Annotated in this window: 16 protein-coding genes; 9 read left to right on the top strand and 7 right to left on the bottom strand. The window is 65.1% G+C overall.

What is annotated here, in order from left to right; all coding sequences use genetic code 11:
• Positions 1–110: 110 nt before the first annotated feature.
• From AB2N08_RS21050 to argS, 6 genes are read right to left on the bottom strand one after another with little or no spacing between them, the layout of a single operon-like run.
• Positions 111–830, bottom strand: coding sequence for an SPOR domain-containing protein (locus AB2N08_RS21050; protein WP_367612859.1), 720 nt, complete (start codon positions 828–830; stop codon positions 111–113).
• Positions 824–1,561: a type III pantothenate kinase gene (locus AB2N08_RS21055; RefSeq protein ID WP_367612860.1), complete on the bottom strand. Its 738-nt coding sequence runs from the start codon at positions 1,559–1,561 to the stop codon at positions 824–826. Before AB2N08_RS21055 ends, AB2N08_RS21050 begins: the two co-directional genes overlap by 7 nt.
• Positions 1,558–2,322 carry a biotin--[acetyl-CoA-carboxylase] ligase gene (locus AB2N08_RS21060; protein WP_367612861.1) on the bottom strand — a complete coding sequence of 255 codons (765 nt, stop codon included), beginning with the start codon at positions 2,320–2,322 and terminating at the stop codon, positions 1,558–1,560. Before AB2N08_RS21060 ends, AB2N08_RS21055 begins: the two co-directional genes overlap by 4 nt.
• Positions 2,319–2,657 (bottom strand): hypothetical protein, encoded by a 339-nt coding sequence (locus tag AB2N08_RS21065; RefSeq protein ID WP_367612862.1) that lies wholly within the window; start codon positions 2,655–2,657, stop codon positions 2,319–2,321. The genes AB2N08_RS21060 and AB2N08_RS21065 overlap by 4 nt, the downstream gene beginning before the upstream one ends.
• Before the next feature lie 6 nt (positions 2,658–2,663).
• Positions 2,664–3,332 carry an SPOR domain-containing protein gene (locus AB2N08_RS21070; RefSeq protein ID WP_367612863.1) on the bottom strand — a complete coding sequence of 223 codons (669 nt, stop codon included), beginning with the start codon at positions 3,330–3,332 and terminating at the stop codon, positions 2,664–2,666.
• Between the two features lie 32 nt (positions 3,333–3,364).
• Complete coding sequence (gene argS, locus AB2N08_RS21075; RefSeq protein ID WP_367612864.1) at positions 3,365–5,077, bottom strand: arginine--tRNA ligase; 1,713 nt, start codon at positions 5,075–5,077, stop codon at positions 3,365–3,367.
• A gap of 209 nt (positions 5,078–5,286) precedes the next feature.
• Between argS and rsmB the strand changes: the two genes are divergently transcribed.
• From rsmB to AB2N08_RS21115, 8 genes are all read left to right on the top strand, one after another.
• Entirely contained in the window at positions 5,287–6,873 is a 1,587-nt protein-coding gene (rsmB, locus tag AB2N08_RS21080) for a 16S rRNA (cytosine(967)-C(5))-methyltransferase RsmB (protein ID WP_367612865.1), read from the top strand.
• Between the two features lie 43 nt (positions 6,874–6,916).
• A complete protein-coding gene (locus tag AB2N08_RS21085; RefSeq protein WP_367612866.1) occupies positions 6,917–7,492 on the top strand; it encodes a DUF4390 domain-containing protein in 576 nt (191 codons plus the stop codon).
• Positions 7,482–9,797 (top strand): sensor histidine kinase, encoded by a 2,316-nt coding sequence (locus AB2N08_RS21090; RefSeq protein WP_367612867.1) that lies wholly within the window; start codon positions 7,482–7,484, stop codon positions 9,795–9,797. Before AB2N08_RS21085 ends, AB2N08_RS21090 begins: the two co-directional genes overlap by 11 nt.
• Before the next feature lie 195 nt (positions 9,798–9,992).
• Positions 9,993–10,757: a response regulator gene (locus AB2N08_RS21095; RefSeq protein ID WP_367612868.1), complete on the top strand. Its 765-nt coding sequence runs from the start codon at positions 9,993–9,995 to the stop codon at positions 10,755–10,757.
• Positions 10,757–11,197 carry a GTPase gene (locus tag AB2N08_RS21100; RefSeq protein WP_367612869.1) on the top strand — a complete coding sequence of 147 codons (441 nt, stop codon included), beginning with the start codon at positions 10,757–10,759 and terminating at the stop codon, positions 11,195–11,197. Before AB2N08_RS21095 ends, AB2N08_RS21100 begins: the two co-directional genes overlap by 1 nt.
• A gap of 122 nt (positions 11,198–11,319) precedes the next feature.
• Positions 11,320–11,577: a BTH_I0359 family protein gene (locus tag AB2N08_RS21105; protein WP_183556710.1), complete on the top strand. Its 258-nt coding sequence runs from the start codon at positions 11,320–11,322 to the stop codon at positions 11,575–11,577.
• A gap of 80 nt (positions 11,578–11,657) precedes the next feature.
• Positions 11,658–12,437, top strand: coding sequence for a class II glutamine amidotransferase (locus AB2N08_RS21110; RefSeq protein WP_367612870.1), 780 nt, complete (start codon positions 11,658–11,660; stop codon positions 12,435–12,437).
• Between the two features lie 106 nt (positions 12,438–12,543).
• Complete coding sequence (locus AB2N08_RS21115) at positions 12,544–13,821, top strand: EAL and HDOD domain-containing protein (protein WP_367612871.1); 1,278 nt, start codon at positions 12,544–12,546, stop codon at positions 13,819–13,821.
• Positions 13,822–14,161: 340 nt separating this feature from the next.
• Here the strand turns inward: AB2N08_RS21115 and metH are convergent, their stop codons facing one another.
• The gene (metH, locus tag AB2N08_RS21120) at positions 14,162–17,932 is read right to left on the bottom strand and encodes a methionine synthase (protein WP_367612872.1); all 3,771 of its coding nucleotides are present in this window, start codon (positions 17,930–17,932) and stop codon (positions 14,162–14,164) included.
• A gap of 236 nt (positions 17,933–18,168) precedes the next feature.
• On the opposite strand from metH, the gene AB2N08_RS21125 reads away from it, so the two are divergent.
• Positions 18,169–18,396: a BrnA antitoxin family protein gene (locus AB2N08_RS21125; protein WP_441907804.1), complete on the top strand. Its 228-nt coding sequence runs from the start codon at positions 18,169–18,171 to the stop codon at positions 18,394–18,396.
• The last annotated feature ends 203 nt before the right edge of the window (positions 18,397–18,599 follow it).

An 18,599-nucleotide genomic window follows, 5' to 3' on the forward strand; every position in this document is an offset into this window, starting at 1 on the left:
TCTGCAATTGGGTGTAAAGAAATTCGACACTTTTTTGTGCCGGCGCAGTACGTATGGACGAAAAAAAGCGCACCCGAAGGTGCGCCTTGATTTGGATGGCGCCGAAAAATTCAGCGGCAGCCCGTCACCGCAACACCGCTGTAATCGTCGGCAATGCCAGACATGCGGTCGCGCAGGGAGGGTTCGATCGCCCGGTACTGATAGCCGGCGCGCATGACTTGCGGCCCGCGCGGCAGGACGCGCACCCCGCGAACGCCCTGGCGCTGCAGATCGGCCACCAGCTTTTGCGCCGCGCCGTCCGATTTGAAGACGCCCAGCGAGATCGCGTAACGCAGCGGCGAGGTCTCGTTCTGCATGATGAAGTAGCTGGTCACGCCACGTTCCTTCAGCTCGGCGACGCGGCGCTGCGCGCCTTCGCGGCCACCGTTCGGCGGCAGGTAGACCAGGCGGCTGGTCACTTCCTGGAACGGCATCTCGATGCGCGACTGCTGCGGCGTCAGGCCAAGCCGGGCGATGCGCGCCTCGAAACGGCGCGCGTCGCCCGCGCTGAACGGGCCGGCCTGGACACAGGCGACCAGCGGCGGGGTGACGGGCGCCGGCGCCGGCACGGGTGCGGGGGCGGGCACGTCGGCCTCCGGCGCCGGCGCAACGCTCTGCGCGGCCTGTCTGGCTTGCGTCGGCGTGAGCTGCAGCATGCGTTCCGGCGCGAGCTGGTTCTTCAGGCGTGCCGGTTCGCGCGCCTCGTCGGCCGACTGGCCGAGCAGGCCCTGGCCATACGCCAGCAAGACGCCATTCGCGCCCAGCAGCGCCCAGAATACGAATTTCAGCACCGCGTCTCTCCCGTCAAGCCGGTGGCTGCTGCATGCAGGCCGACCAGTACGATGTTATCGACCACCTGATGGGGAACCTTGAGGGCTGACGCGATATACGGCGCCGCGCCGCCCGAGACGATGCAGGTGGCGGCGCCCAGGCCCGCCACCGCGCGCTCGATGGGGCCGGCCTGCGCCGACAGCACGCCGGACAGGATCGCATCGTTGGTATTGTCGCCGAACAGCGGTGGCAGCGTTCCCGCGTCGACCTGCGGCAGTTGCGCCGTATTGCGCGCCAGGCTCGACGCCATCAGGGCCAGGCCGGGCAGGATCATGCCGCCGATGAAGCGGCCATCGGCGCACACCGCGTCCACCGTGGTCGCCGTGCCGCAGGTGGCCACGACCAGGGCCTGGCCGGGCGCCAGCGCGCGCGCGCCGATCGCTGCGGCGAAGCGGTCGCACCCCAGGCGCGCCGGATCGCGGTAGCCGTTCGTCAAACCCGCGCGTTGCGGCGTGGAGGCGAACCACTCGACCTGCGCGCCGGCCTGCAGCAGTGCCGCGATGCGCGCGGCCAGCGCGGGCCCCGCCACATTCGAGACCAGCACCCGTGTGCCACTCGCCCAATCGGCGCGCACGATATCCAGTTCGGCATGCGATGCGGCGCCGATTGCCGACCACGCGCCGAGCGCCGCGCCGTCTTCCACCAGCGCCCACTTGACGCGGGAATTACCGGCATCGATCAACAGCATCATGCTTTCACCCGCAGTGACACGTCGCCGGCCATGATGGCGATGCGGCCCTCGCTGGTGTCGAGCAGCAAGCGCCCACTATCGTCGACACCGGCCGCGCGGCCCTCATGCAGGACGACGCCCTGGTCCAGCAGCACCACGGTTTCACCTTGCCACGCATGGCGCAGGTTCCAGCGTGCGCTGAAGGCGGCAAACCCGCGCGTGGTGAATTCGCGCAGGCACCCGGCCAGCCCATCGAGCAACGCCGCCATCAATGCGTCGCGCTCCATGCGCGCCAGCCACGGCATGCCGGCCGCGCTGCGCCCCAGCTGCGCTTCCATCTCGTCGGGCATCAGCAGGTTCAGGCCGATGCCGATCACGGTCCAGGTGCCCCCGCCAGGGGCGGCCTGGGTTTCGATCAGGATGCCGGCCAGCTTGTCGCCGTCCTTGAGCACATCGTTCGGCCACTTCAGGTGCACTTGCTGGCCCAGCGCGCCGAGCGTATCTGCCAGCGCCACGCCCACGGCCAGCGGCAGGCCAAGCAACGCCTGGGGGCCACCGTCAAACCGCCAGGCCAGCGAAAACGTCAGCGATCCTGCGGGTGACGACAGCCAGCTACGGCCGGCGCGGCCGCGCCCGGCGCTTTGGTGTTCGGCCACCAGCAGCAGCGGACCGGATAGCGCACTCGCGCGCGCCAGCAGGTCGGCATTGGTCGATCCCGTTTGCGCGACGACTTCGATGGCGACGCCGGCGCGAGAGAGGGCGGCGATGGCGGCGGCGTTCATGGCTGCTCTCCGCGCGGAATAGCTGCGACAGCCCGCGTGGCGAAGCGGTCGGGTTGCATCAGGAAGGGCATGGGAAAGCGGTTCACACGGGTCATGAGAGTGTCGATGTAGCCGGGCACGATGGTCATCGTGGCATTTACATTGGTAGCGAAGACGGCGTCGAACACGGCCAGGTCATGCGCTTGCTCGGTGAGGGGGCCCTGCGAGATGCCGGCGCCGCGGTTCACGGCGATGAAGTCGCGCGCAGCGGCGGCGAGTGCAGCGCGATCAATCACATCGACGCCGATGCCGCTCGAGGCGCCGGTAATGAAGACGCGCTCGGCCGGCAGCGACATGGCGTGCTAGCGCTGGTTGCGCACGATGGCGACGTCGATGCCGCTGTCGAGCAGCTTGGCGCGCGCGCGATTGACGGCTTCGACCTGCGTGTACGGGCCGACGCGCACGCGGTGCAGCACGCCGCTGTCGGTGCTGCGGTCGGTGATCGCGGCCTCGAAGCCGAGCAGGGCCAGCTTGGCGCGGGTGTTTTCGGCGTCCGACATTTCGCGGAAGGCGCCAGCCTGCAGGTAATAGATATAGCCGTCGGTGACGGCGGCTGCCGGCGCTGCCGCGACTGTATTGGCCGGCGCCGGCGCCGGTGCTGGCGCTGCGGAGCGGCGCGGCTCTTGCATGCCGGCGATGGCGGCGCCCAGCGGATCGGCGTCCGCCGCTGCTGCGGGCGTCGCAGCCGGCGCAACGGGCGCTGCGGCCGGTGCGCTTGGCGCCGGCTTGGGCGTCTCGCGCACCGGTGCGCGGGTGCCGTACAGAGGCTTGTTCGGATCGTTCGCCTGGCTCGGCTCGAGGTCGGCCGGGCGCCCCATCTTGTTGGAGCGCTCGGTGAACGGCGAGGCGCCCTTGGTGATGACGAGAGCGACTGCCACCGCGATACCCAGCCCGATGATCAGGCCGATGATGATGCCGGTCAGGGTGCTGCCACGCTGGCGTAGGGGCGAGAAGGATCGAATGGCGGTCATGACGCTTTCTGGTTGGGCAGTGAATTACGAGCTTACATTTTGTCAGGGGCCGACACGCCGATCAGCGCGAGGCCATTGCGCAGCACCTGGCGCGTGGCGGCGGCCAGCGCGAGGCGGGCCAGCTTGAGCGGCTCGTCGTCGTCGAGCAGCCACTTGTGCGCGAAGTAATAGCTGTGCAGGTCGCCGGCCAGTTCGCGCAGGTAGAACGCGACCTGGTGCGGGCCCAGTTCGGCCAGCGCGCGCTCGAGCACTTCAGGGTACGACGCCAGCTTGGCCAGCAGTTCGAACTCTTTCGGCGTGGTGAGCGGCGCCAGGTCGACCGTGGCGAGCGAGGCGACATCGCCGCCCCAGTTGGCCAGCGCCGAGCAGATGCGCGCGTGGGCATACTGGACGTAGTACACAGGGTTTTCGTCGCTGGTCTCGAGCGCCACGTTCACGTCGAACACGAACTCGGTGTCGGCCTTGCGCGAGATGAGGAAGAAGCGCACCGCATCGCGCCCGCGCGTGACATCGCCCGCGCCCGACCAGTCGATCAGGTCGCGCACGGTGACGTACGAACCGGCACGCTTGGAGATCTTGACCTCTTCGCCGTCCTTCATCACGGTGACCATCTTGTGCAGCACGTAGTCGGGATAGCCCTGCGGGATGCCGATGTTCACGGCCTGCAGGCCGGCGCGCACGCGCGCGATCGTGCCGTGGTGATCGCTGCCCTGGATATTGATCGCCTGGTCGAAGCCGCGGCGGAATTTCTGGATGTGATAGGCCACGTCCGGCACGAAATAGGTGTACGTGCCGTCGGACTTGCGCATCACGCGGTCCTTGTCGTCGCCGTAGTCGGTGGTCTTGAGCCACAGGGCGCCGCCGTCTTCGTACGTTTTGCCCGAGTCCACCAGCGTCTTGACGGCGGTGTCGACCTTGCCGTCGGCGTACAGCGACGACTCGAGGTAATAATTGTCGAACTTGACGCCGAAGGCTTGCAGATCCTGGTCCTGCTCGTTGCGCAGGTAGGTGACAGCAAAGCGACGGATCGACTCGATGTCGTCGACGTCGCCGCTGGCGGTGGCCGGTTCGCCATCGCTGGCCGAGACGGTTTTTTTGGCCAGGAAGTCGGCCGCGATCTCGGCGATGTAGTCGCCGTTGTAGGCCGATTCGGGCCACTGCGCGTCGCCCGGCTTGACGCCGCGTGCGCGCGCCTGCACCGAGTTGGCGAGCGTGGCGATCTGCACGCCGGCGTCGTTGTAATAGAACTCGCGCGTGACGTCATGGCCCTGCGACAGGAACAGCGACGCCATCGCATCGCCCAGCGCGGCCTGGCGGCCGTGGCCGACGTGCAGCGGGCCGGTGGGGTTGGCCGAGACGAATTCGATGATCACGTGGTGGCCGGCGCCGCTGGTGCTGCTGCCGAATGCCGCGCCGGTATCGAGCACGCTGCGCGCAACCGATTGCTTGGCGCTGGCGGCCACGCGCAGGTTGATGAAGCCGGGGCCGGCGATGTCGGCCGCGTCGATCAGGCCTTCTGCGCCCGGTTCGGCCAGCAGCGCGGCGACCAGGCGGGTGGCCAGTTCGCGCGGATTGGTTTTTAAAGGCTTGGCCAGCTGCATCGCGATATTGCAGGCGATGTCGCCGTGCGACGGATCGCGCGGACGCTCGAGCACCACGTTCGGGGTGAGGTCGGTGCCGGCGACGATCGGCGCGAGGGCGGCCTGGAACAGGGCAACGATTTGTTGTTTTTGTTGGGCGAGCATGGGAATGGTCGAAAATGTAATGAGGCGGCGCCTGGACGTCAGGCAAACAACCTGCATTATACCGGTTTGATACGGCGCTTTGGCGGGCTGCGGCGTTGCCGGTGGGCGGGGCACGCACGATCATGGTTACCCCGGCAGTTACTATATTAAGCGTCGCCAAAGGCATAACCGTTACAATGGGAGCCCATTTTCGCAACATTTTATTCGCCATGACTGACAAGCGCGCCACGCTCTCCCTGAAACCCAAGGCCAAGCCGGCTGCTGGTCGGCGTGACGCCGGCGCCGGCGCGGCGGGGCGCAAGCCGGCCCAGTCTCAGACGCAGTCTCAGTCTCAGGCCAAGTCCCAGGCCAAGTCCCAGCCGGCCGCCGCGACGGGCTATCAGTTGAAGCACCACGTTGCGCGTCCGGTGCATGCCGAGCGTGCGGTGCGTGAAGATGCGCCGCGCCTGCGCGCCAATCATGAAGTCAAGGTCGCGCCGCAGCGCGACTACAAGCCCGATCTCAAATCCGATTCGCTGGCGCTTGCGCTGCTGGGCGCGGCCAGCGCCGTGGCGCGCGTGCAGGGCGGCATGGCGCTGCCGCAGGCACTGTCGATCGTGTTCGGCGCCTACGACGTCGCGCCCCAAACGCGCGGCGCGATCCAGGACATCGCCTACCGCACCATGCGCCAGCTGGGCCGCAGCGAAACGCTGCTTGGCCTGATGACGAGCAAGGCGCCCGAGCCGCCGATGCTGGGCGCCTTGCTGTGCGCGGCCTTGTCGCTGCTCGACCCGCCGGAAGGCACGCCGGCGCCGTACGAAGCCTTTACCGTGGTCGACCAGGCCGTCACCGGCGCGGCCGCGCACCCCGATTTCGCGCATGCCAAGGCGATGGTCAATGCGGTGCTGCGCCGCTTCCTGCGCGAACGTGAATCGCTCGTCGAAGAAGCGCTGCGCACGCCGCTGGCGCGCTGGAACTATCCGCAGTGGTGGATCGATACGGCGCGCGCGGCGTACCCGCGCGACTGGGAGGCGGTGCTCGCCGCCGGCAATGCACACCCGCCGCTGACGCTGCGCGTGAACCGCCGCCGGCAAGACACGGCCACCTACCTGCAGTCGCTGACTGATGCCGGCCTGGCTGCCGAACAGGTGGGGCCGCACGCCGTGCGCCTGGCGCAGGCGATCAACGTGAGCCAGATTCCGGGCTTTGCCGATGGCGTGGTGTCGGTACAGGATGCCGGCGCCCAGCTGGCCGCGCCGCTGCTCGATCTGCACGACGGCATGCGCGTGCTCGACGCGTGCGCGGCGCCGGGCGGCAAGAGCGGGCATATCCTCGAGACCGCGAACGTCGAGCTGACCGCGGTCGATACCGATGCGCTGCGCCTCGGTCGCGTCGGCGACAACCTGGCTCGCCTGGGCCTGGCGGCCAAGCTGCTGACGGCCGATGCCGGCGCGCGCGACTGGTGGGATGGCCGTCAGTACGACCGCATCCTGGCTGACGTGCCATGCACCGCCTCGGGCATCGTGCGCCGCCACCCGGATATCCGCTGGTTGCGCCGCAAGTCGGATACATCCCAACTTGCAACACTTTCCGCCAAAATACTCGACAACCTTTGGCAGATGTTGCTGCCGAATGGTAAATTGCTATTCGTGACATGTTCGCTCTGGCCCCAGGAATCGGAGGCGCAGGCGGCTGCCTTCGCGGCCCGCCACGACGCGGTCCGCCTCGATGCGCCGGGCCAACTGCTGCCCGTCGGCGGCGCTGGACAGGATCATGACGGTTTGTTCTACGCCCTGTTCCAGAAGAAAGCGGCGTGAAGTTCTTTTCACTACGCGCATTATTTAAGGCCCCGGCTCCCCCGTGACGTTACGATTTTTCCGCCTCCTCGCCTGCCAGTTGCTGCTGGCGATCGCGTGCGTTGCCATGGGCACGCCGGCGCAGGCGGCCGACGATATCGAGATCACCCGCGCAACCATCGAAGCCAGCGACGATGGCTACCGCCTCAACACGGCCTATAACTTCGAACTGAACCACGGCCTGAAGGACGCGATCCAGCACGGGGTCCAGCTGCACTTCACCACCGAGATCGAACTCACGCGCCCGCGCTGGTACTGGCGCGACGAGAAGGCCGTCTCGCAGAAACGCACCATCCGCATTTCGTACGATGTGCTCACGCGCCAGTATTACGTGGTCGTGGTGGGCTCGTTCCAGGAACGCTTCCAGACTTTCGAGGACGCGATGTTCATGATCCGGCGCCCGACGCGCTGGCTGATCGCGCCCAAGGGCACGCTCAAGGCCGGCGAAGTCTATGAAGTCTCGCTGCGCATGTACATGGACCGCGAGTACCTGCAAAAGCCGTTGCAGGTCAATGCCTTCAACGATTCCGACTGGCGCTTGAGCTCCAGCCGCAAGACCTTCACCTACCGTGCGGAGTGAATTGATCAGCGGCGGGGTGCGCTACGCGCTGATCGTGGGCGGCGCGATCGTCTCGATCTTGCTGTTCCTGCTGGCCGGTGCGTCCGACAATTCCGGCTTCTTCGGCCGCTACTACAGCTGGTTGCTGGGCCTGACCGCCGCGATGGCGTTCTTGCTGCTGATCGTCGTCGTCGTGGCGCTGGGCCGCCTGTATTCACGCTACAAGGCCGGCAAGTTCGGCTCGCGCCTGATGGCCCGGCTGGTGCTGCTGTTTGCCGGCATCGGTATCCTGCCCGGCCTCGTCATCTTCATCGTCTCGGTGCAGTTCGTGTCGCACTCGATCGACTCGTGGTTCGACGTCAAGATCGAGTCGGCGATCGAGTCGGGCCTGAACCTCGGCCGCGCCGCGCTCGACGAGTCGCTGGCCGAACTGGGCGCGACCGCGCAGACGGCGGCGGCCACGCTGGCAGGGCAGGGCGACATGACCGCGCAACCCGTGCTGGCGCGCCTGCTGCTTGACACCAGTGGCCTGCAAAGCGCGATGCTGGTCGACGCCAACGGCGCCGTGCTGTCGGCGGCCACGGAAGACCGCGGCGCCAACCTGGCTGCTGACGCACCGAATGAACGCATGCTGCGCAGCGCCGCGATGCCCGGTGGGTATGCCCAGGCCGAGGGCGGCGTCGGCCCGGCCGATGCGGGTGACGAAGAAGCGGTCGGCGCCCCGAACGCGCTCGACGCCGTGACCGGCCTGCGCCTGCGCGTGGTGCTGGCCGTGCCCGAGCCGCCCGGCGTGCAGCAGCGCTACCTGCAACTGCTGCAGGCCGTGCCGGTCGGGCTGGCCTCGAACGCCGAGGTGCTGCGCTCGGCCTCGACCGAATACCGGCTGCGCCTCGAGGCGCGCACCGGCCTGCGCAAGATGTACATCGTGACGCTGACCCTGACGCTGCTGCTGGCGATCTTCGGGGCCATCGGCAGCGCCTTCCTCATCGCCGGCAATCTGGCGCAGCCGCTGCTGGTGCTGGCCGAAGGCACGCAGGCGGTGGCCGAGGGCGACCTGTCGCCGCGCCCCATTGTCGAGACCAACGATGAACTGGGCACCCTGACCAAATCGTTCAATGCGATGACGGGCCAGCTGTTCGAGGCCCGCAGCGCCGTGGAGCGCAACCGCGCCGCGCTGCAAAGCGCCAAGGCCCACCTGGAATCGGTGCTGGCCAATATGTCGGCCGGCGTGATCGTGCTCGATGCCGAAGGCGTGGTGGTCAATTCGAACGACGCCGCGTACCGCATCCTGCAGGTCGAGCCGGGCGCGATGGCCGGGCCGCTCAATCGCATCGACGGCCTCGAACATTTTTCAAACACCGTCGCCCGCTCGTTCTCGGCGCAAAGCGCCCACGTGGCGGCCGAACGCCGCAAGCGCGCGCACTGGCAGCAGCAGATCGAGATCCCGCGCGAAGCCCAGCGCAAGACCGGTGCGGCCGACGAGCACGAGCACGACATCGTGCTGCTGGCGCGCGGCTCGCGCCTGCCGGTGGGCGCCGACAGCGGCTTCATCGTCGTGTTCGACGATATCTCGGACGTCATCACGGCACAGCGTTCGGTGGCCTGGGGCGAAGTGGCGCGCCGCCTGGCGCACGAGATCAAGAACCCGCTCACGCCGATCCAGCTGGCGGCCGAGCGCATGCAGATGAAGCTGGCCGAGCACCTGCCGCAAGCGCAGGCCGACCTGCTCCAGCGCGGCACCACCACCATCGTCAACCAGGTCGATGCCATGAAGCGCATGGTCGACGACTTCCGCGACTATGCGCGCACGCCGCCGGCAACGCTCGACCAGCTCGACCTGAATGGCCTGATCGCCGAGATCCTGAGCCTGTACCTGGCCGACGACGGCAGCGACATCATTCATGCCAGCCTGGCGCCCGACCTGCCGCGCGTGATGGGCGATGCGACCCAGCTGCGCCAGGTAATCCACAACCTGGTGCAGAACGCGCAGGATGCGCTGGTCGAACGCGGGCCCGATGCGCCGGCGCCGCGCGTGGACATCACGACCGAAGCGATCCAGTACATGGGCGCCGGCGGCCTGGCCGGCACTGCGGTGCGCCTGGCGATCGTCGACAACGGGCCCGGTTTCGCGCCGCGCATCCTGGCGCGCGCGTTCGAGCCATACGTGACGACCAAGGCGCGCGGCACCGGTCTTGGCCTGCCGATGGTGAAGAAAATCATCGACGAACACGGTGGCCGGATCGATGTCGGCAATCGCAGCGATGGAACTGGCGCAGCAGTGTCGATTTTGCTGTTAAAGTTAGCCCCAGAAGCAAGCTTGGCTTAAGTACAACTGAACTACCGGCTGCGCGTTACTCCGTCGATCGAGTCGCGTGGCGGTGCGATGCGCCATGTTTGTCAGTACAGTGCGTTTCCCGGCCGATCGTGGCTCCGCTCGTAATGGTTTTTCGAACTCCCCTTCGGTGCAAAAAACTTATAAAATTGCACACATGTCGGGGAGAAGATCAGGAAGGTAGAAGAGATGGCAAACATACTGGTAGTTGACGATGAAATGGGGATCCGGGAGCTGTTGTCCGAGATCCTCGGTGACGAAGGTCATGCCATCACCCTGGCCGAGAACGCGCAGCAGGCGCGCGAGGCGCGCGCGGCCGGTGCACCCGATCTCGTGCTGCTCGATATCTGGATGCCCGATACCGATGGCGTCACGCTACTCAAGGAATGGCAGCGCGACGGTCTGTTGACCATGCCGGTCATCATGATGTCCGGTCATGCGACCATCGATACGGCAGTCGAGGCAACGCGCATCGGCGCGCTCAACTTCCTCGAGAAACCGATCGCGCTGCAAAAGCTGCTCAAGGCCGTGCAGCAAGGCCTGAGCCGCGCCCAAGAAGTTGCGCGTGCGCCGATGGCGCCGCCGCGGCCGATCGCGCCGAGCGTGCCGAACATGGCGCTCGATGCGGGTGGCGCCGCGCCGGCATCGGCAGCGGCGCCGATGTTCGCCTCGCCCAACGCGCAGCCGGGCGTCGGCGCCGGCCTTGGCAATGGCGCGCGCCTCGTGCACGCGATGTCGCAGGGCGAGGGCACCGGCTACACGCTGTCGTTCGACCTGCCGCTGCGCGAAGCACGCGACGCGTTCGAGCGCATGTACTTTGAACACCACCTGGGCCGCGAAGGCGGCAGCATGACGCGCGTGGCTGAAAAGACGGGCCTGGAGCGCACCCACTTGTACCGCAAGCTCAAGCAGCTCGGCGTCGAGCCGGGCAAGCTGGCCAAGAAAGGGGGCTGATGGCCCGCGCGGCCACCAGCCTCGTCACTGGTTCGACTGCGGCGGCGCGCGAAGGGGCCATTGCGGCTGCTCTCGCGACGCCGTTCGATTCTTCATCATCATCCGTCACCGGCCTGCCTGGTGACGGATCGGCATCTCCTCTCAGCCGCTTGCCGGCGCCTGCCGTCCCGTTCGACGCCGTGATTCTCGAAGGCCTGGGCGTGGCGTCGATGCCGCTTGAAACCGGTCCCGGCCTGCAAGTCATGCGCATCGCCCCCGGTTGTCTATGCTGCGACGGTAATCTGGTTTTGCGTGTAACATTGAATCGTCTGCTACGCCAACGCCCTCGACGCCTGTTCATCGGTCTGGCGAGCAGCGAACACCTTGATCAGTTGAGATCGTGGCTTGCAGCGCCGCCATACGATCAGCTGTTGGCCCTGGATTCCACTGTCAACGCCTGAGCTTCAACCGGGCGCTCACTTGAAATCCAGTTGGCCAGCCCCACCTCTTTATCGAAGTGAACAGCCTGCCGTTCGCCGCCAGTCGGCAGGTTGGCACCAACTTTCTGATCGAAGGAGTCAACATGAACATGATCTACAACAGTGAACAGTACAGCGTCGTCGAATTCGGCGTCGACCGTGAACTCGAAGCGCTGCGTTTTGGTGGCTTCGAGATCGTCGACAAGGCCGGCCGGCGCGAGGCGTTCATCGGCGGCCGACTCGCGCAATCGTTCCGGCGCGATGTCAACAACCTGATCGCCAGCGAACCGACGATGGAAGAAATCGACGAGTTCCTGGGCGAGTACGACACCCTGATGAGCCAACCGGTGGTGCTGCATTAAGCCGTTTGGGAAGTACCTGCCGCGCCATCCCCACGCAAGGTGATGGCGCTCTTGTTTCTGTAGCGTGGTAAGCTGCGCCCATGTGCCAGTTACTCGGAATGAACTGCAATGTCCCTACTGACATTGTCTTCTCTTTTACCGGCTTCGCCCAACGCGGCGGCCGCACCGATACCCACCATGATGGCTGGGGGATCGCGTTCTTCGAAGGTACGGGCGTGCGCCACTTCGTCGATCACCAGGCAGCGATTGCCTCGCCGATCGCCGAGCTGATCAAGCGCTACCCGATCAAGTCCACCAACGTCATTGCCCATATCCGCAAAGCCACCGTCGGCCAGGTGGCGCTGGAAAATTGTCATCCGTTCGTGCGCGAATTGTGGGGCCGGTATTGGGTGTTTGCCCACAACGGCGACCTCAAACAATTCGCACCCGTGCTCGATGGCGCGTTTCGCCCCGTCGGCACGACCGACAGCGAGCTGGCGTTTTGCTTCCTGTTGCAAAGCCTGCGCCGCGAGTTTGGTGACACGGCCCCGACGCGCGAAGCATTGACGAGCGCGCTCGAGCGCATCATTCCCGGCATCGCCGCCCATGGCACCTTCAACATTATGCTGTCCGATGGCACGGCGCTGTACACGCATTGCTCCACCAAGCTGTGCTACGTCGTGCGCAAGTTTCCGTTCGTGACAGCCTGCCTGTCGGACGAAGACCTGTCGGTCGACTTTTCGCAGGTGACGACGCCGAATGACCGGGTCGCCATCATCGTGACCGAGCCGCTGACGACGAACGAGGAATGGACCCATTTCGCGCCGGGCGAGCTGAAGGTGTTTGTCGATGGCTTGCCGCAGGGTGCGGTGGCATCGTGAGGGTGCTGATTGTTGTCCAACATTCCTGCAAAAAATTTATGGTAGGAAACCACAGTACCGGTTGGATGCGGTAAAGTAGTTTAGTTGCCGCGACATTGAGAATGACATGACCGATCCCGCCCGCCTCGACGAGGCTTCCCAGCCACTGCGCATGCGCAATTTCTTCTTGGCTCGCCAGCCGGTACTGGACCGTAATCAGGCGTTATTTGGCTACGAGTTGCTGTTCCGGGGCAGCCCCCAGGGGCCGGCCGAGTTCGAGTCTGGCCTGTCGGCCAGCGCCAGCGTCATCCACCATGCATCCCAGCTCGGCCTGCCGCGCGCGATTGGCGATGCCACCGCCTTCATCAATGTCGACAAGGACGCCTTGATGAGCGATATGTTCGCATTCATGCCGCGCGAGCGTACGGTGCTGGAAATCGTCAGCTCGGTCGAGCCCGATGTCGACGTCATCGACCGCATGACTTACCTGGCGTCGCACGGTTTCCGCTTTGCCGCCGAGGCCTCTGCCCACGGCGCCGCGTTGTCGCGCCTGCTGCCGGTGGTCGACTTCGTCAAGATGGACCTGCGCGCGCTGCCGATCGTCACGCTGCTCTCGCTCGCGCCGCGCCTGCGCACGACCGGCAAGCGGCTGGTGGCCGAGAAGGTCGAGAACCTCACCGAATACCGTACCTGCCTGGATGTCGGCTTCGACTATTTCCAAGGCTATTATTTTGCCAAGCCATCGGTGATCGCGGGCCGCAAGTTATCGCCGTCGCAAACGACGGTGCTCGATCTGATGAACCTGATCACGTCGGATGCCGACAATGCCGAGATCGAGCAAGTGGTCAAGCGCGAGGTGACGATCGGCCTGAACCTGCTGCGCCTGGTGAACACGCCGGCGGTGGGGGCAGGGCGGCGCATCGAGTCGATCAGCCAGGCCTTGACGCTGCTGGGCCGGCGCCAGTTGCAGCGCTGGCTGCAGATCCTGCTGTTCGCCGAGCCCGAGGTGCGCGGGCATAGCCAGAGCCCGCTCCTGATGCTGGCCACGACGCGCGCGCGCCTGATGGAACTGCTGGCCCAGCGCCTGCGCCCGGCGCAGCGCAACGTCGCCGAGATCGCGTTCACGGTCGGCATGATGTCGCTGATGGACACGCTGTTCTGCATCCCGATGCGCGACATCGTCGAACAAATCCCCGTAATCGACGAAGTGCGCGCCGCTCTGCTGAGCCGCACGGGCTTCTTCGGCGAACTGCTCAAGCTGGCCGAATCGATCGAGCGCATGGACGAGCAGCCGGACGATATGCTTGCGAGCCTGAAGTCGCTGGCGTTCGATGGCGACGACCTGGCCGAACTCGAGGTGGCGGCGTTCGAGTGGAGCGACAAGGTGGTGCGCTACGCGATCTGACGCTGACCCACTAGCGCTGTCACACGACCGGGCCGCCAGGACAACCTGCCGGCCCGATTGCATTACCAGACTCGCGCATCAGCCCATCAACGCCGCCCGCAAAACAACCGCATTCCAATTAGGGTCAGTGTCGAATTGTTTGACAACTTTTCCAGGTCGCCACAATTCCAATTGGGGTCGGAGTCGAATTGTTTGACAACTTTTCCGACTGGCCTAGCCGCGAGTTGCAGAGACCGTCATCCGCGCGAACAATTGCTCAACAATTCGACACTGACCCTAATTGGAATCGGTCTTTTTCAGAGCAATTGCTCAACAATTCGACTCTGACCCTAATTGGGATTCAAGAGAGGTTGGGGGCGAGGTGGCGTTCGACTTCCTGCTTGTCCATGTTGCGGCGGGTGGCCATGTCGTCGACCTGGTCGTTGCCGATCTTGCCTACGACGAAGTACTTCGATTCGGGGTGGGCCAGGTAGAAGCCGGATACTGCGGCGCCCGGGTACATGGCGTACGATTCCGTCAGCTGCATGCCGATTTCTTCTGCTTGCAGCGTGGCGAACATGTTGGCCTTGACCGTGTGTTCCGGGCAGGCCGGGTAGCCTGGGGCGGGGCGGATGCCGAGGTATTTTTCGGCGATCAAGGCTTCATTGCTCAGGTCTTCGCCGACGGCGTAACCCCACAGGTCGGTGCGCACGCGTTCGTGCAGGTATTCGGCAAACGCCTCGGCCAGGCGGTCGGCCAGCGACTTGAGCATGATCGACGAATAGTCGTCGTGCGCCGCTTCGAAACGCTGTTCGTGCTTCTCGATGCCCAGGCCCGCGGTCACGGCGAACATGCCGATGTAGTCGGCGATGCCGCTGTCTTTCGGCGCGATGAAGTCGGCGATGCACTGGTTCGGGCGCTGCTCGCCACCCACCATCGGCTTGACGCCCTGCTGGCGCAGGCCGTGCCAGGTCAGCGCGACCTGCGTGCGCGATTCGTCGGTGTAGATGTCGATGTCGTCGTCATGCACGGTGTTCGCCGGCAGCAGAGCGATGACACCGTTGGCCGACAGCCAGCGCCCCTCGATGATCCGCTTGAGCATCGCCTGGCCTTCGGCATACACCTTGCTCGCGGCGTCGCCCACCACGTTGTCGGTGAGGATGGCGGGGAACGGGCCGGCCAGGTCCCAGGTCTGGAAGAACGGGCCCCAGTCGATGTAGCGCGCGATCAGCCCCAGGTCGACGTTCTTGAAGATGCGCCGGCCGATGAACTTCGGCTTCACTGGCTTGAACGTCAGTTTCGCCTTGTTGGCACGGGCCTGCTCGAGCGTGAGCATCGGCAGCGCCTTCTTGCTGGCGTGCTGGATGCGAATCCGTTCGTAGTCCTGCGCCAGTTCGATGATGTAGGCGTCGCGCGTGTCATCTGTCACCAGCGACTGGCCGACCGAGACCGAACGCGATGCATCCGGCACGTACACCACCGGGCCGTCGTAGAACGGCGCGATCTTCACCGCCGTGTGTGCGCGGCTGGTGGTGGCGCCGCCGATCAGCAGCGGCATCTTGCGGTCGCGGAAATACGGGTCGCGCTGCATCTCGCGCGCCACGTGCGCCATCTCTTCCAGCGACGGCGTGATCAGGCCCGACAGGCCCACCATGTCGGCGTTTTCTTCCTTCGCGCGCGCCAGGATGTCGGCGCACGGCACCATCACGCCCATGTTGACGATCTCGAAGTTATTACACTGCATGACCACCGAGACGATGTTCTTGCCGATGTCGTGCACGTCGCCCTTGACGGTGGCGATCACCATCTTGCCCTTCGGCTTGGAGACGATGCCGGTGCGCGCCTCTTCGAGCGCCTTTTCTTCTTCGATGAACGGCACCAGGTGGGCCACGGCCTGCTTCATCACGCGCGCCGACTTGACCACCTGCGGCAGGAACATCTTGCCCTGGCCGAACAGGTCGCCGACGATGTTCATGCCATCCATCAGCGGGCCTTCGATCACGTGGATCGGGCGGCCGTTCGCGGCCAGCACCTGCTGGCGCATCTCTTCGGTGTCTTCGACGATCCACTGCGTGATGCCGTGCACCAGCGCGTGCGCCAGGCGCTTCTCGACCGTCGCTTCGCGCCACTCGAGGTTCTGTTCCTGCTTGTTGCCGCCGGCCTTCAGGGTGCCGGCGATCTCGATCATGCGTTCGGTGGCATCCTTGCGGCGATTGAGCACGACGTCTTCGACGCGCTCGCGCAGTTCTGGCGCAAGGTTGTCGTAGACGCCGACCATGCCGGCGTTGACGATGCCCATCGTCAGGCCCGCCTTGATCGCGTGGTACAGGAACACGGTGTGGATCGCTTCGCGTGCCGGGTCGTTGCCGCGGAAGCTGAACGAGACGTTCGACACGCCGCCCGAGATCTTCGCGTACGGCAGGTTATCGCGGATCCACCGGCACGCTTGAATGAAGTCGTTCGCGTAGTTGTCGTGTTCTTCGATGCCGGTGGCGATCGCGAAAATGTTCGGATCAAAGATGATGTCTTCGGGCGGGAAGCCCACCTGCTCGGTCAGCACTTTATAGGCGCGCCCGCAGATCTCGGTCTTGCGCGCGAAGGTGTCGGCCTGGCCCTGTTCATCGAACGCCATCACGATCACGGCCGCGCCGTAGCGGCGGCACAGGACCGCCTGGCGAATGAATTCTTCTTCGCCTTCCTTCATCGAGATCGAGTTGACGATCGCCTTGCCCTGCACGCACTTCAGGCCCGCTTCGATCACCGACCACTTCGACGAGTCGATCATCACCGGCACGCGCGAGATATCGGGTTCCGATGCGATCAGGTTCAAGAAGCGCGTCATGGCCGCCTGCGAGTCGAGCATCGCCTCGTCCATATTGATGTCGATGACCTGGGCGCCGTTTTCCACTTGCTGGCGCGCGACCGACAGCGCCTCGTCGAACTGCTCGTTGAGGATCATCCGCGCAAATGCTTTGGAGCCGGTGACGTTGGTGCGTTCACCGACGTTGACGAACAGCGAGCTCTCGTCGATCGTGAACGGCTCGAGGCCCGACAGGCGCATCGCCACCGGGATCTCGGGAATCGTGCGTGGCGTGTGCTGCTCCAGGATGGTCGCAATCGCGTTGATATGCTCGGGCGTCGTGCCGCAGCAGCCGCCGGCGATATTGATGAAGCCCGCGTCGGCAAATTCGCGCAGCAGCGCGGATGTATCTTCGGGCAGTTCGTCAAAGCCCGTGTCGCTCATCGGATTGGGCAGGCCGGCGTTCGGGTAGATGCAGACGAAGGTGTCGGCGATCGTCGACAGCTCTTGCGCGTAAGGGCGCATCAGGGCTGCGCCCAGTGCGCAATTGAGGCCGATGGTCAGCGGCTTGGCGTGGCGCACAGAGTTCCAGAAGGCCGGCACGGTCTGGCCCGACAAGATGCGGCCCGACGCGTCGGTCACGGTGCCCGAGATCATCAGCGGCAGGCGCGGCACGGCGGGATGCTCGTCGAAGTACAGGTCGATCGCGAACAGCGCCGCCTTGCAGTTGAGGGTATCGAAGATGGTCTCGACCAGTAGCAGGTCGGCGCCGCCGTCGACCAGGCCACGGACCTGCTCGTGGTACGACGCGACCAGCTGGTCGAATGTCACATTGCGCGCAGCCGGGTCATTCACGTCGGGCGAGATTGAGGCGGTCTTGGGCGTCGGGCCCAGGGCGCCAGCGACGAAGCGCGGTTTGTCTGGCGTCGAGTACTTGTCGCACGCGGCGCGCGCCAGCCTGGCGGCCTGCACGTTCATCTCGTAGGCCAGGTGCGCCATGTGATAGTCGTCCTGCGCCACGCCGGTCGCGCCGAACGTGTTCGTCTCGAGCAGATCGGCGCCGGCGGCCAGGTAGCGCTCGTGGATTTCCTGGATGATGTGCGGCTGCGTCAGCGTGAGCAGCTCGTTGTTTCCCTTGACGAACAGTTCGCGCGCGCCGGATCCCTCGGGCGCGGCGAAGGTCGCGAAGCGCTCGCCGCGATACGCCGCCTCATCGAGTTTGTACTGCTGGATGATCGTGCCCATCGCGCCATCCAGGATCATGATGCGGCGCGAGAGAATGTCACGCAGCTGGGTTTCGATCGGGGAAATGGCGTTGGTGCGGGCGTTCATGGTGACGTCTTTCGAGGAGAGCGGCTGGGCGGAATCGGCCTGTTGGGCGGTCTGTGATTATACGTCAAGCCATTGATATCGCTGAAAGTCGGGCCCGTGTATGTATCCTTTTGTATGCAATGGCGCATGCGTTACATGGCGTTACAATTCGCGGCTTTGCAGCAATCTTTACGTTACATGGCGAGACGACAATCGACTCAAGCCACTGCGAGTGGCGTGAATTGATGGGATAACGCATGAACAAAGAATATCAACCGGATTGGGATCAGCCTATGGACCGCTACCCGGAGCCAGCAGTATCGTCGAAGCCTCAAGTCGCCAGCAATGGTGTGAAACAGATCGTCACGATCCGCCTGGATGTGGATATGCTTGAATGGTTCAAAGCCGCGGGTCCTGGTTACCAGACCCGTATTAACCAGGTTCTGCGTGAACACATGGATGCGCAACGCTCGCAGGGCGAGTAAATAGTAGCGAGACGCCGACGTGTTTCGCTCGTCGGCCTACAAACGTCGTCCCCGCGCAGGCGGGGACCCAAGTTTCATGACGCACCACTTAGAGATGATTAAGTGTCTGCGCTAATGACTTGGGTCCCCGCCTTCGCGCACTGCTGTCCGGAATAATTTGCTTGACTTAGGAAGTAGGGGTTGCAGGCATTGGTTTACGAGGG

Source organism: Massilia aurea (assembly GCF_040790145.1).
In the GTDB taxonomy this organism is placed as follows: Bacteria; Pseudomonadota; Gammaproteobacteria; order Burkholderiales; family Burkholderiaceae_D; genus Telluria; species Telluria aurea_C.